The organism is Pseudomonas sp. L13, from assembly GCF_009935965.1.
GTDB classification, from domain to species: Bacteria; Pseudomonadota; Gammaproteobacteria; order Pseudomonadales; family Pseudomonadaceae; genus Aquipseudomonas; species Aquipseudomonas lactis.
The window spans coordinates 1-18801 of record NZ_QODJ01000084.1; the positions used below are offsets into that span (position 1 = coordinate 1).

Below are 18801 nucleotides of genomic sequence, written 5' to 3' on the forward strand. Positions count from 1 at the left end.
AACCTGGTGCTGGCCGTGTACCGCCTGATCACCAACCCGGAGTGCCGCCAGTACATCCTGCGCCAGGCCTTCGAAGAAGCGATCCACACCCACGCCTACCAGTACTGCATCGAATCGCTGGCCATGGATGAAGGCGAGATCTTCAACATGTACCACGAGATTCCATCGGTGGCCAAAAAGGCCGCCTGGGGCCTGAAGTACACCCGTTCGATCTCCGATCCGAAGTTCGAAACCGGCACCGTCGACACCGACAAAGAACTGCTGCGCAACCTGGTCGCTTACTACTGCGTGCTGGAAGGCATCTTCTTCTACTGCGGCTTCACTCAGATTTTGTCCATGGGCCGCCGCAACAAAATGACCGGCGTGGCCGAACAGTTCCAGTACATCCTGCGCGATGAGTCGATGCACCTGAACTTCGGTATCGACGTGATCAACCAGATCAAAATCGAAAACCCACACCTGTGGGATGCCGAGATGAAGGAAGAAGCGACCCAGATGATTTTGCAGGGGACGCAGCTGGAGATCGAATACGCTCGCGACACCATGCCGCGCGGCGTGTTGGGCATGAACGCGGCGATGATGGAAGACTATTTGAAATTCATCGCTAACCGTCGTTTGACTCAGATCGGCTTGAAGGAAGAGTACCCAGGCACCACCAACCCGTTCCCGTGGATGAGCGAGATCATGGACTTGAAGAAAGAGAAAAACTTCTTCGAGACCCGTGTGATCGAATACCAGACGGGTGGGGCGTTGAGCTGGGATTGATCCAGACTGAGCACCAAAGGAAGCCCTGACATGTTCAGGGCTTTTTTTTCGGCCGTGACAAAGTAATTTGCCATTTCTTGAAGTACATCACGTCAAGCACCTGGCCCAGAAGGGTTCGGATCGCATCCCCAATGCTGTAGCCTTGTGCCCCAATTGCCATCAGCGTTGTCAGCGCTCGAGTGATCGGGAAGCTTTCACCGCAGAGCTTTACGCCAAGACCGGGAGATTGGCACGGGAGTAGACTCCTGCTGTCACAGCTGATGCCCGCTTGAAAACTATTAGATAGAACCGAGGCCAACCCGTGAACCCAGACATGCTCGAAGCCGGCCCCGCAGACGCCAAAGTACTTTCCGTCTTTGACTTCGACGGCACCCTCACCCACCACGACAGTTTCGTGCCCTTCCTCAAGTTTGCCTTTGGCACCGGTGAGTTTTATGGCCGGATGGTCAAGCTGGCGGTGCCGGGGCTGCGGTTTTTGGTGCGGCAGATCAGCCGGGATGAGTTGAAGGCGCAGTTGATTCGCACCTTCATGACCGGGGTGGAGAAGGCTTGGGTTGAGCAGCAAGCGCAGGAATATTGCCAGGCGCGCTGGAGCAAGCTGATGCGCCCGAGCGGTTTGCAGTCGGTGGCGGATGAGGTGAAGTCCGGGGCGGTGGTGACGCTGTGTTCAGCGTCGCCGGCGTTGGTGTTGCAGCCGTTTGCCGACCGGCTTGGCATTCGTTTGATCGGCACTGAGCTTGAGGTGGTGGATGGGGTGCTGACCGGCAAGCTCACCGGGAATAATTGCCGTTGTGAGAACAAGGTGCTGCGGCTTGAGGCGGTGTATGGGGACCTGGGGGAATATCGGCTCAGGGCCTGGGGCGATACGCGTGGAGACAGGGAGTTGCTGGCGGCGGCGCAGGATGCGCATTTTCGGCATTTTCATGCGAAGAAGAAAAAGCGGGCTCGGTTGCAGCGGTGATGCGTGTGGGTGGGGTTGGCGGGTGAACCGAGGCGATCCCTTCGCAGCCTCGCTGGGGCCCGACAGCTCCCACATTTGAGCTTTGTTGAGGCTTAGGCCGGCGTCTTCAGGTCTACACCCAAGGCTGTGGCGAAGGCTTTTACCATCGGGCTCCTCGGCGCGTTGTGACGCAGGATCAGGTTGAACGCGGTGCTCAGCTGTACCTGCTCCGGGCACAGTGCGCGCAGGCGCCCTTCCCTTACCAGTGGCGTGGCGTAGTGTTCCGGCAGAAAACCCAAAAAGCGGCCAGTCAGGATCAGGATGGCGACGGCTTCCACTTGTGAGGCCGAGGCGGATTGGCTGTCGTGGTTGACGAAGTGGGCCTTGTCGCGATGGATCGCATACCGATGGTTCACCACTTCGTATTGGCGAAGGGCGTCGGGGGTGATGTCGCTGGCGGTGAACAGTGGATGCCCTACGGCGCAGTAGGCGTGGGCCTTTTCTTCGTAGAGTGGGAAGTAATCGAATTCTTCACGGCGTTGGTACACCGGGACGATGCCGGCGACCAGGCGCCCTTCCACGACGCCGCGTTCAACTTCGTCCAGTTGCGAGGCATGTAGGCGCAATCTTATTTTTGGCGATTGGCGATGTAAGTTGCCCAGGGCGGTAATCAGTGGGGAATTAACGTCGGAGACGGTGTTATCAATAACGCCCACACTCAGGTCGCCGATGAGTTCGTTCTGCGCCGAACTAAGCTTGTCGCGAAAACTGTCCACCGAGGTAAATAATTCGATGGATGCCTGATACACCAACTTGCCTTCTTCGGTCAGCCCGAACCCTTCGCGGCCCCGTGTACACAGGCGCATGCCGATGCGAATCTCGAGGTCGGAGATCTGTTTGCTGATGGCCGCCAGGCCCACGTTCAGCTCATTTTGCGCAGCACTGAAGCCGCCGGCTTCGACCACGGCCATAAATACCCGCAGCAATTTGAAGTCCAGCCCGCTCAGTTGCAGTGGTGCTCGGCTGCCAGGTTTTGGCGGCAGGTTTCCAGAAGTGGAAAGTGGGGTTTCCATAATGCGCGTTGACCTCGAGTGCCATATTCAACAGGCTTGAACCCAATCCTTGAACATAGCCAGGCGGCGATAATGAACATAAACATCCGCCCTTGGCAACCTTGAATACGGCGCGTCAGATGCCGGTTCTGCACCGATAAACTTATGTTGAAACTGCCTCCGACTCTTCTAAAAACAAGCGTGAGGAATACCCATGTCCCAGCCCACCGACCGCCTTTGGGGCGCTCGTTTCAAGACCGGTCCGTCTGCGGCGTTGGCCGCGTTGTCGCGTTGCCCTGAGCGTTATTTTCGCCTGACGCCCTACGACCTGGCCGGCTCCCGCGCCCATGCCCGAGAGTTGCAGCGCGCCGGTTTGCTGGATGAGTCAGAAACCCTGAGCACCCTCGAAGCCCTGGACCGTATCGGTGAGGATTTCGCCGCCGGCCGCCTGCATCCCACCCTGGATGATGAGGACGTACACACCTTTATCGAACGCGTATTGACCGAGCGCCTCGGTGCCCTGGGCGGCAAGTTGCGCGCCGGGCGCTCGCGCAATGACCAGACGGCCAACGATCTGCGCCTGTTCCTGCGTGACCATGCGCGCACCATCGCCACCGAGGTGTTGGGCTTGCAGCAGGCGCTGGTCGAGCAGGCCGAGCAACATGTGGAGAGCATCTGCCCGGGCTTTACCCATTTGCAGCAAGCGCAACCCATTGTGTTCGCCCATCACTTGCTGGCTCACGCACAGTCGATGCTGCGCGATGTGCAGCGCCTGGTGGATTGGGATGCGCGTACGGCGCTGTCGCCATTGGGCGCGGCCGCCATGGCAGGTTCGGCGATAGCGCGTCAACCAGAGCACTCGGCCAAGGAAATGGGCTACACCGGGCCCTGCGAAAACTCCATCGACGCTGTCGCCAGCCGTGACCATGTGGCGGAGTTTCTGTTTGTGGCGGGCATGCTCGGGGTGAATATTTCGCGACTGTCGGAGGAGTTTTGCCTGTGGTCGTCGCGCCAGTTTCGCTGGGTGGTGTTGGACGATGCCTACGCCACTGGCAGTTCGATCATGCCGCAGAAAAAGAACCCGGACATTGCCGAACTGGCGCGGGGCAAGGCCGGGCGTTTGATCGGCAATCTGACCGGGCTGATGTCGACGCTCAAGTCGTTGCCACTGTCGTACAACCGCGATTTGAGTGAAGACAAGCACAGCGTGTTGGATAGCGTGGACACCTTGCTGCTGGTGTTGCCGGCGATGGCCGGGATGGTCGCGACCATGAAGGTGCAAGTAGAGGAGCTACGGCGCCAGGCGCCGATGGGTTTTACCTTGGCGACTGAGGTGGCGGATTGGTTGGCTACTCGTGGCGTGCCGTTCAAAGAGGCCCATGAGATTACCGGCGCGCTGGTGCAAGCCTGTGAGAAGCATGAGATTGAGTTGTGGCAAGCCTCGCCGGCGATGTTGGCCGAGGTGGATGGGCGACTCACCCCGGACGTGCGCGATTGCCTGACCCTGGAGGCGGCGATTGCGGCGCGCAGTGGCTGGGGTGGGACGGCGCCGGAGCGGGTGAATGAGCAGATTGGGCGGTTGAAAACTGCACTGGTCGCTCAGCAGCAATGGGCCGACACCTACACCGGTTTCAGAATTTGAACGTGCTCACTGTGTAGGAGCGAGCTTGCTCGCGAAGAACCCGAAAATAATGCGGGGTTCAGGTTTTCCGCGTTAGCGTTGACGATTCTCGCGAGCAAGCTCGCTCCTACAGTGGGCGGTTGTGTACAGCATTTGGAGTAGCAGCATGAACCAAACCCCGGCCGAGCGCTTGGAAGCCGAGCGCAAGTTGTCCGAGAACCAGTTCGATATCACGCAGTACGAGCATGTGCCGCGGCGCTATTACGGGCGGATGTTTTTTGCCACCCTGATCGTGATTGTGTTGGCGGCGCTGTTGCGCGCGTTTGCCAATGGCCAGATCGAATGGTCCTACATTGGCCAGTTCCTTACGTCTGAGGCGATCATCTGGGGCCTGGTGAACACCATCGTCATGTCGATCCTGGCGATGGCATTGGGCGTGGTGATCGGGGTGATCACCGCGATCATGCGCATGTCGGCCAACCCGATCCTGCGTTACGTGGCCATCACCTACACCTGGCTGTTTCGCGGTACACCGCTGATTTTGCAACTGCTGCTGTGGTTCAACCTGGCGTTGATCTTCCCGGTGATCGCAATTCCTGGCCTGTTCAGCATCGACACCGTCGACCTGATGACGCCCTTCGTGGCCGCCCTGCTCGGCTTGAGCATCAACCAGGGCGCCTACACCGCCGAGGTGGTGCGCGCCGGTTTGCTCTCGGTGGATACCGGCCAGTACGAGGCGGCCAAGTCCATCGGCATGCCGAGCCTGCAAGCGCTGCGCAGGATCATTCTGCCGCAGGCCATGCGCGTGATCATCCCACCGGTCGGCAACGAGTTCATCAGCATGGTGAAAATGACCAGCCTGGCCAGTGTGATCCAGTACTCGGAGCTGCTGCACAACGCGCAAAACATCTACTACGCCAACGCCCGAGTGATGGAGCTGCTGATTGTGGCGGGCATCTGGTACCTGGCGGTGGTGACTGTTCTTTCATTTGGTCAAAGCCGCCTCGAGCGTCGTTTTGCCCGCGGCGCCGGCAAGCGTTCGTAAATCTGGGTTGAGGAGATTTGCCCCATGAGAAGCATCGTCAAGGCCGTCAACCTGAACAAGTATTACGACCAGTATCACGCCCTGCGTGACATCAATATCGAGGTCGAGCAAGGCGAGGTGATGTGCATCATCGGCCCGTCCGGCTCGGGTAAAAGTACCCTGCTGCGTTGCGTCAACCAGCTGGAAAAAATCGACAAAGGCGGCCTGTGGGTCGATGGCGAATTGGTCGGTTATCGGGTGGTCGGCAACAAGCTGCACGAGATGAACGAAGCGCAGATCGCCCGCCAGCGCCTGGCCACCGGCATGGTGTTCCAGCGATTCAATTTGTTCCCGCACATGACCGTGTTGCAAAACATCATCGAAGGCCCGTGCCAGGTGCTCAAGCGCTCGCCCAAGGAAGCCATCGAAGATGCGCTGGAACTGCTGGCCCGCGTTGGCCTGGCGGACAAGCGCAATGCCTACCCGGTGGAATTGTCCGGCGGCCAGCAACAACGTGTGGCCATCGCCCGGGCCTTGGCGATGCGCCCCAAGTTGATGCTGTTTGACGAACCCACGTCAGCCCTCGACCCGGAGCTGGTAGGCGAAGTGCTGTCGGTGATGCGCGATTTGGCCACCACCGGCATGACCATGATCGTGGTTACCCATGAATTGGGCTTCGCTCGCGAAGTGTCCAACCGCATGGTGTTTATGGACGCCGGCCAGATTGTGGAAGCCGGCAGCCCCGAAGACATTCTAATAAGCCCACAAAACCCGCGTACCCAAAGCTTTATTTCTGCCGTTCGCACTTAACTAAAAAACTAACGAGAACGCCCCCATGAAAAAGATGTTTATCCCAACCTTGCTTGCAGGCCTGATGGCCTCCTCGTGTGTATTGGCAGCCTTGCCGCAAGCCATCAAGGACAAGGGTGAGATCAGCGCGGCCATCGTGCCGAACTACCCGCCGATGGACTTCAAGGACCCGGCCACCAACAAGCTCACTGGTTTTGACTTCGACCTGGGCAACGCCCTCGCCGAGCGACTGGGCGTGAAGATCAAATGGCAGGAAACCGGTTTCGAGCAGATGCTCAGCGGCTTGACCACCAAGCGTGTGGACATCGTGCTGTCAGGCATGAGCGACACCGCCGAGCGCCAGAAGGCCGTGACCTTCGTCGACTACTTCACCAGCGGCCCACAGTTGTACACCCTGGCCAAGCGTGAAGAGATCAAGGAATTGACCGACCTGTGCGGTAAAAAAGTCGGCACTAGCCGCCGCACCACCTGGCCGTCGGAAATTACCGCGTGGAGCAAGGCAAACTGCGAAGCGGCGGGTAAGCCGGCAATCGTGGTGATCGGCACCGAAGGTTCGGCGGATGCCCGGGCGCAGTTGCAGCAGAACCGCCTGGATGCGGCGATGCAGGGCAGCGAGACCATTCCTTATTTGATGTCGCTGGACAAGGGCAAGTACAAGCCGGTGGGCCTGGCGATTTCCAAGCAGTTCACCGGGCTTGGGATTGAGAAGAGCAATACCGAGTTGGTCACGGCGATCAGTGAGGCCTTGCAGGGCATGATTGATGATGGGACCTACGGCAAGATCCTGAAGAAGTGGGATCTGGAACAAGGTGCGGTCGAAAAAATCAGCATAAACGCAGGCCAGTAAACACTGCAAAACCCTGTGGGAGCTGGCTTGCCTGCGATAGCGGTAGATCAGCCAATGACGATGCAAACTGGCCCACCGCTATCGCAGGCAAGCCAGCTCCCACATTGGATCGGTGTTCACATTTAAGTTGTGTTGTCGTGAAGGTATAACAAGGATCCCTACCCCACCGTGGCCACCTACTCCCTGGTAATCCGTCGCCTGATGATCTGCTCGGTGACCATCGTGGTCAGCCGCGCCATGACCAGCCCGTTGCTGGCCCTCTGGCTGAGCACACGCCTGGGCCTCAACCAGCAGGACATCGGCCTGCTGATGGGGATCGCGGTGTTCATCGCCACGCTCCTGGGGTTGTACGGCGGCTACATCATCGACCGCCTGGAAAAGCGCAAGCTGCTGATCCTGGCCATGCTCTCCAGCTCCATCGGTTTTTTGTTGCTGACCTTTGCCAGCAACCTCTACCTCACCACCCTGACCCTGATCATCACTGAGGCCGCGTCGGCGCTGTTCCTGATCGGCTCCAAGGCGATCATCAGCGAGAACCTACCGGTGGGTGAGCGCGCCAAGGTGTTTTCCCTGCGCTACACTCTGACCAATGTGGGCTATGCGACCGGCCCGATGTTGGGCGTATTGATTGCTGGCCAACTGCCGTGGGCGCCGTTCCTGATTGCCAGTGCCATTGCCTTTGGCAGCCTGTTCCTGATGATCGGTATTGCGCCGACTCAACGGGACGACAGTCATAAACCCCAGAGTTTTCTCAGCACCCTGCGCACCTTGCGCAACGACCGCACGTTGATCCTGTTCACCAGCGGCAGCCTGTTGAGCACCATCGTCCACGGGCGTTACACCCTGTATCTGTCGCAGTTTTTGCTAGTGGCCTACACACCCGACCAGGCACTGAAAATTCTGTCGGCGGTGCTGGCCTGTAACGCGATCACCGTGATTTTGATGCAGTACCAAATCGGTCGATTCCTCAAGCGCGAGCAACTGCGCCATTGGATCGTGCTGGGTACCTTATTGTTTATTGCCGGATTGGTCGGCTTCAGCCAGGCGAACAGTCTGCTGAGCTGGTGCCTGGCGATGTTCGTGTTCACCTTGGGCGAGATGATCATCTACCCCTCGGAATTTCTGTTTATCGACACCATTGCGCCGGATGCACTACGGGGCAGTTACTACGGTGCCCAGAACCTGGCCGCGTTTGGCGGGGCCATGAGCCCGGTGATTTGCGGCTACCTGCTGATCAACGCGGCACCCACCAGCATGTTCTTTGCCCTGGCCGCCCTTACTGCCATAGGCGGCACCCTGTGTTTCTTGAGCGGGCGACGCGTGGCAGGTTCTTGCTGATATTTACGCAAGATCCGGCTATTAATAGCCAAACCTCTGACGGACCCGAGCCCCATGAAATTCGACACGGCCTACAGCCTGAGTCTCGACGACAAGGTGTCGATCTACGACGTGCGAGACCTGAATTTCGACGAAACCACCGCCTTCGACTCCGATAAGGACAGCTTCCTGTGCCCCAACGACGCCTGCCGCGCGGCGTTCGATAGCGCCAATGCGTTGAGCACCTTCAACGCCAAGAACGTCAACTACCAGCGCACGCCGCACTTCAAGAACAAACCCGGCACTCGGCATATCGAGGGCTGCCGCTATGCCGGCAGCCATAAATCGGCGACGGGTGAAAGTGATGACGAGCGTGAGGAAAATTTCCCATCGGAATTTGTGCTGACGCGGCGACTGTACGAGCCTAAAACGCCGGTAATCGGCAACGACGCAAGCGCCCTGCAGGAACCGACGAAAGCGTCTGCACACCGCGCTACGAGTTCCTCTGGCAACAGTGACACAACCCCAGACAAAACCAGCGTGTTCGCACACCCGGTGGAGTGCTACGTGTCCAACATCGATGACAAGGACAAGCTCAAGGCCATGCCCTTGAAGATCGGTGAGCACACGGCGACTTACTGGGCATTCTTCAAGAAGATCGAATACCTGCAAGACAACCAGGGTTTGATTTACTGGGGCAAGATCAAGGCTATCAAGGACTACACCAGCAGCTTTCGCATCGACTTCGAAAGGAAGGTGTGGCTCGACAAAAAGCCTTATTCGGTGAACGTCTACCTGAGCAAAAAGCTCATCGAAAACTACCGCAAGCGCACGGCATTCCTGGAACAGATCAAGGCAGCGGCCAGCAGTGAACGGCCGCTGTATTGCTTTTTCTATGGGGTCACACCGCAGCTTATGCAGGTGCCCAGTAAGAAAAACCCCGAGCAAACGTTCGGGGTATTCAGCGCCAGCATCGAGAACCTGGACCACCTGATTATTCGTGAGGCGCCAGGGCTGGAATCATAAGGGGTTGCAACGCCAGTGGATGAGCGGTAGAAACAACTGTACAAAAACACAGTATAGTTACGCCTCCCCTGTCGAACCTGGAGAAACCCCATGTCCTCTCTGGCAATGAGTTCTTTCGTAGAACAACAGATCGTCCTGCATCAATTCACCGCCAAACACTGCGCGCAGGCGCGCGTCATGCTGGGCTGGAGCCGCGAAGAGCTGGCTCGCCAGGCTGGCGTGGCGGTGCAAGCAATTGAGCAATTGGAAGGCCACGGCGACGTGGACGATGAAACCCGTTTGATCCTGGCGTTTCGCCTGGAGGCCGAAGGGCTGGTGTTTTTCCCGGGGTTTGCACCGGGGTGGGGGATGAGTGCGCGCCGGTTTGATACCCCGGCGGCGCAACCTTCTGTGCAAGGCCTCATCTCTCAATTGATGGGTTCAACCGTGGCAACCAGCAGAGGCTGACTCAAATTCAGCCGTTGGTGGCCTCAACCGTTTTATCTGGACTGGCTGGTGTTTGCGTAGAAGGAATACCCGGGAGAAAAGCCGGTTTTTGAATGGCCTGCGAGGCGTGTTCATAACCATACGCGACTGCCAGCAAAGTGGCTTCACTGTTGCCGCAGCCATACACGTAAAGTGCCGTGGGCATGCCTTCCTCGTCCATGCCTGACGGAACGGATATACCTGGGCACCCGGCCGCCGCACTGTAAAAATAATTGTGGGACAGAAAGTTCGACACCATGGCGTCGAGCTTGTGCTCCTTTATGGGGTCATCAATGGTTTTCTGAAATACAGGAAGAATCGCTTCCCACAACGCGTCGCGTTTTTCCGGGGTGGTCTCCAGGTCATTGATCATTTCCAGCAGTTTCTGGTCAGGCTCACCAGGTTTCTGTGTGCGTTTGATAAAAGCAATCAGCTCAGAAAGTGACTTGACCGGCAAACCTTCTCGCCCAGCCAAATAGTCTTCCAGTTGATGCTTGACCTCCCAGAACAGTGCCTCGTTATAACCCTCATAGGCTTCCTCGGGGACGCCAGCATCCAACCGCTCCATCGGCACCAAAATCGCCCCCTGGGCCTTCATCACTTCCAGCGCCGCCTCATAGTGCTTGCGGTCTGCCCGCTTGGCAGGGTCCTTGGCCTCCTCAGCGGACAGCTCAGGTAAAGGGGTGTAGCCAATTCGCTTGCCCTTCAAGGCATCGGAGCGCAGGCCTTTGGTGTAGACAGTGGTCTCGGTCATTACGTTAAGCGCTTGTGCCGCATCACAGATATTGCGGGTGAAGGTCCCCACCGCATCCATGCGGGTGCTAGTCATGACGCCTTCGGTGCTGACCAGGCCCACCGTCGTTTTCAGCCCAAACACACCGTTGTAGGCTGCGGGGCTGATGATCGATCCGTTGGTTTCCAGCCCTAACGCCACCGGCACATGCCCCTGGGCCACCGCCACCGCCGAGCCTGAACTCGAGCCCGCCACTGGCCCTCCGAGTCGATGAGGGTTCAACGTCTGGCCACCTCGGGAACTCCAGCCATCGGCAGGTGATAGTGAGCGAAAGTTGGACAGCTCACTCATATTGGTTTTGCCTACAATCACCACTCCGGCTTTCAGCAAATTGTCGACGACCTTGGCGTTTTTAGTGGCCGGCGCGCCCACCAAGGCCTTTGAACCTGCGCTGGTCTGCATGCGGTCGTTGGTTTCAAAGACATCCTTCAGCGCTATCGGCACGCCATGCAAATGCCCGCGCACACGGCCATCGGCACGCTCCTTATCGCGGGCCTTCGCTTCACTGAGGGCATCCGGGTTGGTTTCCAAGAATGCATTACCGCCCTGTAGCCCGCGATCAATATTGGCAATTTGCTTGAGCGAGTCCTTCAACAGTGACTCTGAGGTGACACCGCCTCCTTGGGCCATCTCCACTGACATCTGGCAGGCACTTTTGAAGCCTTGCACAGGGTTTGAAAGCTCCTGAAGCAGGCCTGTTGCCCATCCACCTGCCGAAACTGGTCCGATCATGAAGTGCCCTCTGTTTGACTGAGTGTGAGCGCTATCTGCCGATAACACCGCACCAGTCTAAGAGCCGACACCCCACCGTTATTTCAGGCGAATCCTGCCACCGCGTCCTACCCTTCCCAGCCTGGTGTAGGCACCTATACCGTCTATGGCCGAAGCTGGCGGTAAGCGCGCACCAGTGCCGCCAAACCATCACCTGCCCAGCGCGCACCGTAAAACCAGACTCGTGAGCCATCCTCCAGAGTTTCACACACAGAGGGGTATCCGCTTCTTAAGGCATGATGAAAGGCGGCTTGGGGATCCTCCGACACCAGGGCATCCAGGCGAAGACCTGCCACCAGTTCATCGATTTCACGACAGGCCTGCTGACTGTCGCCACTGCGCTGCATGTCCATCGCTACCCATTGCACACCGGCGTGACGCAGGGTGTCGAAGACCCGGTGCAAAGCTGCACTGCGCTCAACCGCTTCAATCTGATTGCCCTGCACATAGCGCTCGGCATAGCCGATCCGATAGCCCGTCAACGCCTGCGTGGCGGTGAAGGTGGTGTTATTCAATACTAGCGGTACTTCGACCATCACCGGTTCGGTAGGGTCCACGCCGCTGATGGCGACAAGTGATAGCGCGGGGTCACGCACTGGCCGTATATGGGGCGCCAGGGCGCTATAACCAGGGACGAGCGTGGCGCCCGCAGCCTGTTCGGCGCCAAAGACAATAGAAGTGGGTGCTGCATGGGATGGTGAAGCGGGCACGTCGGCGGCGTTTATTGGCGCGGGCAGTGGCTGGGCTGGGGCACAAGGCAACCCTATTCTCCAAAGCTTCTTACAGTGGCTGTCCATCGAAACATCCTCCCGGAGATAAAATTCCCGCGGGATCATCGCACTCTCATTTGGCGTTTGTCGCAGAGCTGAAATCCGCTGAAAAACTCTTTTCCAAGCGGGTTTTCGGCTCAGCCTGCTGCGTGTTCGTTGACCGGTTGAGGCTCCACTTCCAGCCACCACGCATGCCCACGCTCGGGCTGGTTCAAGCGAAATGCCTGGCCCATTGCCGGGGTAGTGATCGAGACATTGCGCTCCCAGGCCAGGGCCATGATGCGGTCGAAGGGCTCATGCCAGGCGTGGAAGGCCAGGTCGAAGGTGCCATTGTGAATCGGCAGCAGCCAGCGCCCTTTAAGGTCAATATGCGCCTGCAGTGTCTGCTCCGGCTGCATGTGCACCTGGGGCCAATCGACATTGTAAGCGCCGGTTTCCATCAGGGTCAGGTCAAACGGCCCGTACTGCTCGCCGATGCGCTTGAAACCGTCGAAATAGCCGGTGTCGCCACTGAAAAAAATACGTCGTGTGTCGTCGATCATCACCCAGGAGCACCACAGGGTCTGGTTGCCATCAAACAGGCCGCGCCCGGAAAAGTGCTGGGCCGGCGTGCAGACAAAACGAACGCCATCGACTTCGGTACCCTGCCACCACTCCAACTGGCGGACTTTGCTGGCGTCTACGCCCCATTTGACCAGCGTGTCACCCACGCCCAGGGGCGCCAGGAAGTAGCGGGTCTTTTCGGCCAATTGGACCACCGCTTTGCGGTCGAGATGGTCGTAATGATTGTGGGAAAGGATCACCGCTTCCAGCGCTGGCAGCTCTTCAAGGCTGATCGGCGGCTGGTGAAAACGCTTGGGGCCGGCCCAACGCAATGGCGAGGCGCGCTCGGCAAACACCGGGTCGGTGACCCAGAATTTACCGCGCATTTTCAGCAGCACGGTTGAATGGCCCAGGCGATACACGCTGTGATCAGGTGCGGCCAATAACTGCTCGCGGGTCAGTGGCTGTACCGGAATCTGCCCCACCGGCCGGGTGGTGCGCGGTTTGTTGAACAGCATGTTCCAGAAAATACGCAGGGTCTTGCCCAAGCCACCGTGTTGCACCGGGGCGTCGTTGCTGAAGTGCCCCAGGCCCTGCTCGGCAGGCTTGGGCGCCGAGGGCGCAGGGTCGAGACGGGTTGAAATAGTGGCCATGACGAAGTGACTCCTGCGGTCCGCTCAAGTATTACACTGCACAGTGTAGTTTCTAGATTGCAACAAAATCCGGAGCAAGTAAACTGCCCGGTGTAATTTCATTGTTGAGTCGAATGCCTTCCATGACTGCCCCCAAACGCCTCACCGAGCGTAAACGCGAAGCCATCGTGGCGGCGGCGATTGCCGAATTTCGCGAGAACGGCTTCGAGGTCACCAGCATGGACAAAATCGCCGCCACTGCGGGCGTTTCCAAGCGCACGGTGTACAACCATTTCCCCAGCAAGGAAGAACTGTTTGCCGAGATCCTCCACCAGTTATGGGCCAGCAGCGTTGCCCAACTGGACGTGATCTACACCAGCGACCGCCCCCTGCGCGACCAACTGCGCACATTGCTGGAAGCGAAAATGCAGATGATGTCGGACGCCAACTTCCTCGACCTGGCACGCGTGGCCATTGCTGCCACCATCCATTCGCCGGAGCGCGCGCAAGACATGGTCAACCGCCTCAGCGCACGGGAAGAAGGCTTTACCCAATGGGTACGTGCCGCCCAGGAAGACGGCCGGCTCACCTGCACCGACCCGGCGTTCGCCGCCCACCAGATCCAAAGCCTGCTCAAGGCCTTTGCATTCTGGCCGCAGATTACCCTCGGCCAGCCCACTCTTGACCTTGCCGCCCAGGCCAACGTCATCGAATCAGCCATCGACCTGTTCCTCGCCGGTTACGAAGCCAGCACGCAACGCCCGCCCCAGTAAGCCCTGTTGCAGGCGCGACATTTAAGGTCGTTTCTGGCGCTTTTACCCTCTGTTCTGCGCAAATGGCCTGGAAGGACACTGATTATTCCCGCGGGAATAATCGACAATTCATCTTTCTTATTCGATCACCGGCTCTGCCCGTTGGCCCCACGCTGTTGCACCTGTAAAAAAGTTGACCCAGGACACTATGGAAAACAGACGAGGCAAAGGGCTTTCATTTGCCAGGCGAATCTACACGCCAAGGATTATCGGCCTGGGTATCGGCAGCATCAGCGTGATCGGCGCGTTGTATCCCTTGTCGATGCCCGGCTGGGTCTGGGCGTTGCTGCTGTTCAACGGCATTGCCTGGCCGCACGTGGCGTACCTGATTTCCACCCACTCGCCGTTTCCCTACCAGGCCGAACAACGCAACCTGCTGTATGACTCAGTGCTAGGCGGATTCTGGGTCGCAGCCACTCAGTTTTCGCCACTGACAGCGGTGACCATTCTGTCGATGATGGCCATGAACAACGTCGCAGCCGGTGGCAAACGCCTGTTACTGCGCGGCTTGCTGGCACAGGCGGCCGGTATCGCGGTGGCCTGGGGCCTGTTCGGCGTCAAGTTCGACCCCAGCGTCAGCCTCACCGAGGTCTACAGCTGCCTGCCGATGCTGACGCTCTACCCGATGGCCATCGGCATGGTCTGTTACCAGTTGGCGATCAAACTGTCGGAACACAAACGCGCCCTCAGCGCCCTGAGCCGCGTCGACAGCCTTACCGGCCTGCTCAACCATGGTTCGTGGAAAGACCTGCTCAACCTCAAGTTTCACAAGTGCCAGCAGCAACAAGGCCAAGCGACCATTGCCTTGATCGATATCGACCACTTCAAGCACATCAATGACGTGCATGGCCATACCGTCGGTGACGCAGTTCTGCGCCAGTTGAGCCAGGCACTGCGCGAACACTTGCGCGAAGAAGACCTGGCCGGCCGCTACGGCGGCGATGAGTTCTGTGTGATTTTGCCGAAAATGCCCCTGCACGCCGCTGCGCAGGTGATGGAGCATCTACGCGAAACCTTCAGCGGCTATCGTCATGCGCAAATCGCCGACCTGCGCGTCAGCCTGAGCATTGGCCTGGCGGATTTCCACCCGTCGTTCAAGGACGCGGTCATGTGGCTCGATGCGGCGGATCGCGCGTTGTACACCGCCAAAAACAGCGGCCGCAACCGCGTCAAGATCAGCGAATGCACGGCCGTTCATTCAGCCTGAGTTGTCTGATGACACCTCGTCCGAATCTTGCTCCGTCCACCTGCTGCAATAGCATAATGCCGCCATTGGTCGCCTGGCCAAAATAGTCCTGCCTGATGGGCGAACTTCCAGGCCGATTGATCACTCTGAGACCGTTGTTCCACCCCCTCTGTCAGCATCAGGAAGCTGGCAATGAGCAAGTCAACCGTAAGGCCAGGGGCCCTACGGGGTCAGGCGCAAATACATGGACCCCGCATACGCTTGCATGCCCGAGCTCTCCACCATGCTATTTCACGCTCACAAGAAAACCATCAGTACCCTGCAACACAGCCTTGCCCAACAGACCAGCCTGCTGGACGCCATTGAGCGCTCCATGGCCGTGATCGAATTCGACCTGCAAGGCACCGTGCTGCGCGCCAACGACAACTTCATCAAGACCATGGGCTACCGCGCCGAACAGATCCTGGGCCAGCCCCACCGGATGTTCTGCACCCCGGCGTTCGCCCGCAGCGCGGACTACAACCAGCTGTGGACGCACCTGCGCAACGGCCAATTCCAGTCGGGCACCTTTGAACGAGTAGGCGCCAACGGCGCCTCGGTGTGGCTGGAAGCCAGCTATAACCCGGTACGGGATGAAGCGGGGAACGTGATCAAAGTGGTGAAATACGCCATGGACGTCACCCCACGCCTGCAGGCCGAAAGCGAAGCCAACGCCAAGCTCGAAGCCATCGACCGCGCCATGGCGATGATCGAGTTCAACCTCGACGGCACCATCATCACCGCCAACAGCAATTTCCTACAGCGCATGGGCTACAGCCTGGCGCAGATCCAGGGCAAGCATCATCGCCTGTTCTGCACGCCCGAGCTGGCCAACAGTGCGGCCTACAGCGAGTTCTGGAAGCGCTTGAACCAGGGCGAGCTGTTCAATGGCCAGTTCGAGCGGGTGGATAAACACGGCCAAGTCGTGTGGCTGGAAGCCAACTACAACCCGGTGTACGACGCCAGCGGGCGCTTGTGCAAAGTGGTGAAGTTCGCCTCGGACGTCACCGCCCGCGTGCTACAGCATGCCGCTGACGCACAGAGCGCCGCCCAGGCTTATCACCTGTCGTTGAACACCCAGGAGATGGCGGAAAAAGGCGCCGAGGTGATTCAGAAAACCGCCAGCGGCATGCGCGAAATCGCCGTGGATATCGACGCCTCTTCGCAACTGATCGCCAAACTGGGCGAGCGCTCGCAACAAATCACCGCCATCGTCAACACCATTCGCGGCATTGCCGACCAGACCAACCTGCTGGCCCTCAACGCCGCCATCGAAGCCGCTCGCGCCGGCGAGCAGGGCCGTGGCTTTGCCGTGGTGGCCGATGAAGTGCGGCAACTGGCGGCGCGCACCAGCGGCTCCACCGCGGAAATCTCCGGCATGATCGCCATGATCCAGGACGAAACCCGCCAAGCCATCGACAGCATGGACGCCACCCGCGACCGCGCCGCCCAGGGTGTGGAACTGGCCAACCAGGCTGGCACGGTGATCCTGCAAATTCGCGAAGGCACCGGCGAGGCGGTACAGGCGGTGAGCGCGTTTGCGAACGAGCGAGGTAATCGCTGACCCATTGGCGCTGGCTGTCTGGAGGCTAACTTCGCAGCCAGCGCACATGCCGCCCCAGCTCATCAAACAGCGTCACCACCGAGCGCAACGCCCGGCAATCAGGCCGCGTCAACAACCATAGCGCCGTATCGTGCCCTGCCAGCGCAGGGCCCATCGGTTGCAGGCCATCGCCCATGAGAAAATCCGGCAGCGCCGCCACGCCCAACCCCGCTCGCACTAATTCGGTCACCGACTGCATGCTGTTGCACCGATAACGGGGACGCACGCCCGGCAAATGTTCACGACGCGAGATGACGGTGGGGTGATCGGGTAAAAAGTCATCTGGCGCGATCCAGGCCAGGTCGGCCCAGTCATGGCCTGGGTGCTGGCGCGCATAGTCGGCACTGGCACACACCTGATAGGTCACCGCCCCCAGGCAGCGTCCGACAAGATGCGCTGGCGGTGCCTTGGTCAGGCGAAGGGCGATATCCGCATCGCGGCGGCTGAGGTTGGCGAAGTCATTGGAAGTGCTCAGCTCCAGGGTCAACGCCGGGTAGGCCGGCATGAACTGCGCGAGGGCCGGTAACAGCAAGCCTTGCAACACCGAGTCGGTGCAGGTCAGGCGCACAGTGCCGCTGATCACTTCACCGCCCTGCTCCACGCCAATGCGCGCCGCCTCCAGGGCCTGCTCGGCACACTCGGCCTGTTGTGCCAGGTTGCTCGCCAGGCTGGTGGGCAAATAACCGGCACGGCTTTTTTCAAACAGGGTCTGGCCCAGCGCCGCCTCCAGCCGCCGCACCGCACGGAACACCGTGGACACATCCACCCGCAGCAACGCCGCCGCCCGCGCCAGCGTGCCGCCGCGCACCAGGGCCAGGATCAATGACAGGTCGGCGTAGTCGATTTGATAGTGCGTGGCTGCATTGAGCATATGGGCAAACGCCAATATTGATTGCGTGAGCGCCAATCTATAGTGGGTATCAACCCACCACAAGCCATGGGACGTACACGATGCCAACGCCCGCGCTGCACCTTGCCCTGATCGGTGACTACAACACCGATGTAACCGCCCACCAGGCCATTCCCGTGGCCCTGCAACAGGCCGCCGACGCTCTGGGCCTGAGCGTCAAAGTGCAATGGCTGGCCACCGACACCCTCACCTGCACTTCTGCCCTGCACGACTTTGACGGCTTCTGGTGCGTGCCCGGCAGCCCCTATCGCGATATCGACGGTGCCCTGCGGGCGGTGGAACTGCTTGATCACCCGTTCTTCGTCGCCACCCTGTTCCAGCCCGAACGCGCCGCGCTCAAAGGCATCACGCCGCCGCTGGCGATCGCGCTGCTCAAGGCCTGCCAGGAGGTATCGGTATGATCGCCAAGACACCCGCCCCACCGTATTACGCGGTGATTTTCAGCTCGCTGCGTACCGATAGCGATCAGGGTTATGGCGAAGCCGCCTCACGCATGCTGGAACTGGCCAGGCAACAACCGGGGTTTCTTGGAGTGGAATCGGCGCGGGAGGATGGGCTGGGGATCACCGTGTCCTACTGGACCAGCGAGGCGGCGATCCTGGCCTGGAAACAGCAGGCCGAGCATCGGCAGGTGCGTGAGCAAGGGCGGGCCACTTGGTATGCAGCGTTTCACACGCGGGTATGCAAGGTAGAGGGGGCCTACACCTTCCCCACTTGAAACACCGAACCCTTGTGGGAGCTGGCTTGCCTGCGATAGCCATAGGTTCTACACAACTTTGTCGGCTGTAGTAGCAGACGGTAACCACGATGCGAAGCGAGCCGCTCTTGATCTGCTTTTGATCTTGATCTTAGGCGCCCCGTTAAACCACGCTGGC

The 18801-nt window shown here is 59.3% G+C and carries 19 protein-coding genes and 1 pseudogene; 15 read left to right on the forward strand and 5 right to left on the reverse strand.

Annotated features, from left to right (window positions below; genetic code table 11):
• The 3 genes and pseudogenes from DK871_RS26310 to DK871_RS26320 form a co-directional block, all read left to right on the forward strand.
• Positions 1-765, forward strand: a 765-nt coding sequence (locus tag DK871_RS26310; protein WP_161905332.1) for a ribonucleotide-diphosphate reductase subunit beta, incomplete at its 5' end; no start/stop codon positions are given.
• A 67-nt stretch (positions 766-832) separates the two neighbouring features.
• A pseudogene (locus DK871_RS26315) lies at positions 833-1006 on the forward strand (HNH endonuclease); the annotation flags it as partial.
• A 72-nt stretch (positions 1007-1078) separates the two neighbouring features.
• On the forward strand, positions 1079-1726 hold the full coding sequence (locus DK871_RS26320) for an HAD-IB family hydrolase (protein WP_032895626.1): 648 nt from the start codon (positions 1079-1081) through the stop codon (positions 1724-1726).
• A 92-nt stretch (positions 1727-1818) separates the two neighbouring features.
• Here the strand turns inward: DK871_RS26320 and DK871_RS26325 are convergent, their stop codons facing one another.
• A complete protein-coding gene (locus DK871_RS26325) occupies positions 1819-2778 on the reverse strand; it encodes a LysR family transcriptional regulator (protein ID WP_161907208.1) in 960 nt (319 codons plus the stop codon).
• Positions 2779-2971: 193 nt separating this feature from the next.
• On the opposite strand from DK871_RS26325, the gene argH reads away from it, so the two are divergent.
• From argH to DK871_RS26360, 7 genes are all read left to right on the forward strand, one after another.
• On the forward strand, positions 2972-4399 hold the full coding sequence (argH, locus tag DK871_RS26330) for an argininosuccinate lyase (protein WP_161907209.1): 1428 nt from the start codon (positions 2972-2974) through the stop codon (positions 4397-4399).
• 145 nt (positions 4400-4544) lie between these two features.
• On the forward strand, positions 4545-5423 hold the full coding sequence (locus DK871_RS26335) for an amino acid ABC transporter permease (RefSeq protein WP_024077022.1): 879 nt from the start codon (positions 4545-4547) through the stop codon (positions 5421-5423).
• A gap of 24 nt (positions 5424-5447) precedes the next feature.
• A complete protein-coding gene (locus tag DK871_RS26340) occupies positions 5448-6212 on the forward strand; it encodes an amino acid ABC transporter ATP-binding protein (protein WP_003193648.1) in 765 nt (254 codons plus the stop codon).
• A gap of 25 nt (positions 6213-6237) precedes the next feature.
• A complete protein-coding gene (locus DK871_RS26345; protein ID WP_161907210.1) occupies positions 6238-7059 on the forward strand; it encodes an ABC transporter substrate-binding protein in 822 nt (273 codons plus the stop codon).
• 168 nt (positions 7060-7227) lie between these two features.
• Positions 7228-8397: an MFS transporter gene (locus tag DK871_RS26350; protein WP_161907211.1), complete on the forward strand. Its 1170-nt coding sequence runs from the start codon at positions 7228-7230 to the stop codon at positions 8395-8397.
• Positions 8398-8451: 54 nt separating this feature from the next.
• Positions 8452-9402, forward strand: a complete 951-nt coding sequence (locus DK871_RS26355) for a hypothetical protein (RefSeq protein ID WP_161907212.1) — start codon at positions 8452-8454, stop codon at positions 9400-9402.
• 90 nt (positions 9403-9492) lie between these two features.
• Positions 9493-9849 (forward strand): helix-turn-helix transcriptional regulator, encoded by a 357-nt coding sequence (locus DK871_RS26360; protein WP_056791609.1) that lies wholly within the window; start codon positions 9493-9495, stop codon positions 9847-9849.
• A 7-nt stretch (positions 9850-9856) separates the two neighbouring features.
• Here DK871_RS26360 and DK871_RS26365 read toward each other — a convergent pair whose 3' ends face one another.
• The 3 genes from DK871_RS26365 to DK871_RS26375 form a co-directional block, all read right to left on the reverse strand.
• A complete protein-coding gene (locus DK871_RS26365; RefSeq protein WP_256677530.1) occupies positions 9857-11392 on the reverse strand; it encodes an amidase family protein in 1536 nt (511 codons plus the stop codon).
• A gap of 143 nt (positions 11393-11535) precedes the next feature.
• Positions 11536-12192 (reverse strand): hypothetical protein, encoded by a 657-nt coding sequence (locus DK871_RS26370; RefSeq protein WP_256677531.1) that lies wholly within the window; start codon positions 12190-12192, stop codon positions 11536-11538.
• Positions 12193-12338: 146 nt separating this feature from the next.
• Positions 12339-13397 (reverse strand): MBL fold metallo-hydrolase, encoded by a 1059-nt coding sequence (locus DK871_RS26375; protein WP_161907213.1) that lies wholly within the window; start codon positions 13395-13397, stop codon positions 12339-12341.
• 122 nt (positions 13398-13519) lie between these two features.
• On the opposite strand from DK871_RS26375, the gene DK871_RS26380 reads away from it, so the two are divergent.
• The 3 genes from DK871_RS26380 (at position 13520) to DK871_RS26390 (ending at position 16977) form a co-directional block, all read left to right on the forward strand.
• The gene (locus DK871_RS26380) at positions 13520-14149 is read left to right on the forward strand and encodes a TetR/AcrR family transcriptional regulator (protein WP_056791598.1); all 630 of its coding nucleotides are present in this window, start codon (positions 13520-13522) and stop codon (positions 14147-14149) included.
• A gap of 187 nt (positions 14150-14336) precedes the next feature.
• Positions 14337-15395: a diguanylate cyclase gene (locus DK871_RS26385; protein WP_161907214.1), complete on the forward strand. Its 1059-nt coding sequence runs from the start codon at positions 14337-14339 to the stop codon at positions 15393-15395.
• 262 nt (positions 15396-15657) lie between these two features.
• Positions 15658-16977, forward strand: coding sequence for a PAS domain-containing methyl-accepting chemotaxis protein (locus tag DK871_RS26390; RefSeq protein ID WP_161907215.1), 1320 nt, complete (start codon positions 15658-15660; stop codon positions 16975-16977).
• A 25-nt stretch (positions 16978-17002) separates the two neighbouring features.
• Here DK871_RS26390 and DK871_RS26395 read toward each other — a convergent pair whose 3' ends face one another.
• Positions 17003-17887, reverse strand: coding sequence for a LysR family transcriptional regulator (locus DK871_RS26395; protein ID WP_161907216.1), 885 nt, complete (start codon positions 17885-17887; stop codon positions 17003-17005).
• A gap of 80 nt (positions 17888-17967) precedes the next feature.
• Here DK871_RS26395 and DK871_RS26400 point away from each other — a divergent pair, with 80 nt between their 5' ends.
• Together DK871_RS26400 and DK871_RS26405 are read left to right on the forward strand one after the other, a co-directional pair.
• Complete coding sequence (locus DK871_RS26400; protein ID WP_161907217.1) at positions 17968-18327, forward strand: hypothetical protein; 360 nt, start codon at positions 17968-17970, stop codon at positions 18325-18327.
• Positions 18324-18644 carry an antibiotic biosynthesis monooxygenase gene (locus DK871_RS26405; protein ID WP_161907218.1) on the forward strand — a complete coding sequence of 107 codons (321 nt, stop codon included), beginning with the start codon at positions 18324-18326 and terminating at the stop codon, positions 18642-18644. Before DK871_RS26400 ends, DK871_RS26405 begins: the two co-directional genes overlap by 4 nt.
• The last annotated feature ends 157 nt before the right edge of the window (positions 18645-18801 follow it).

Bases quoted from the DNA above. Each gene is read 5' to 3' on its own strand.
- DK871_RS26320 (WP_032895626.1), top strand. From the start codon at position 1,079: ATGCTCGAAGCCGGCCCCGCAGACGCCAAAGTACTTTCCGTCTTTGAC.
- DK871_RS26325 (WP_161907208.1), bottom strand. From the start codon at position 2,778: ATGGAAACCCCACTTTCCACTTCTGGAAACCTGCCGCCAAAACCTGGC.
- argH (WP_161907209.1), top strand. From the start codon at position 2,972: ATGTCCCAGCCCACCGACCGCCTTTGGGGCGCTCGTTTCAAGACCGGT.
- DK871_RS26335 (WP_024077022.1), top strand. From the start codon at position 4,545: ATGAACCAAACCCCGGCCGAGCGCTTGGAAGCCGAGCGCAAGTTGTCC.
- DK871_RS26340 (WP_003193648.1), top strand. From the start codon at position 5,448: ATGAGAAGCATCGTCAAGGCCGTCAACCTGAACAAGTATTACGACCAG.
- DK871_RS26345 (WP_161907210.1), top strand. From the start codon at position 6,238: ATGAAAAAGATGTTTATCCCAACCTTGCTTGCAGGCCTGATGGCCTCC.
- DK871_RS26355 (WP_161907212.1), top strand. From the start codon at position 8,452: ATGAAATTCGACACGGCCTACAGCCTGAGTCTCGACGACAAGGTGTCG.
- DK871_RS26360 (WP_056791609.1), top strand. From the start codon at position 9,493: ATGTCCTCTCTGGCAATGAGTTCTTTCGTAGAACAACAGATCGTCCTG.
- DK871_RS26365 (WP_256677530.1), bottom strand. From the start codon at position 11,392: ATGATCGGACCAGTTTCGGCAGGTGGATGGGCAACAGGCCTGCTTCAG.
- DK871_RS26375 (WP_161907213.1), bottom strand. From the start codon at position 13,397: ATGGCCACTATTTCAACCCGTCTCGACCCTGCGCCCTCGGCGCCCAAG.
- DK871_RS26380 (WP_056791598.1), top strand. From the start codon at position 13,520: ATGACTGCCCCCAAACGCCTCACCGAGCGTAAACGCGAAGCCATCGTG.
- DK871_RS26385 (WP_161907214.1), top strand. From the start codon at position 14,337: ATGGAAAACAGACGAGGCAAAGGGCTTTCATTTGCCAGGCGAATCTAC.
- DK871_RS26390 (WP_161907215.1), top strand. From the start codon at position 15,658: ATGCTATTTCACGCTCACAAGAAAACCATCAGTACCCTGCAACACAGC.
- DK871_RS26395 (WP_161907216.1), bottom strand. From the start codon at position 17,887: ATGCTCAATGCAGCCACGCACTATCAAATCGACTACGCCGACCTGTCA.
- DK871_RS26400 (WP_161907217.1), top strand. From the start codon at position 17,968: ATGCCAACGCCCGCGCTGCACCTTGCCCTGATCGGTGACTACAACACC.
- DK871_RS26405 (WP_161907218.1), top strand. From the start codon at position 18,324: ATGATCGCCAAGACACCCGCCCCACCGTATTACGCGGTGATTTTCAGC.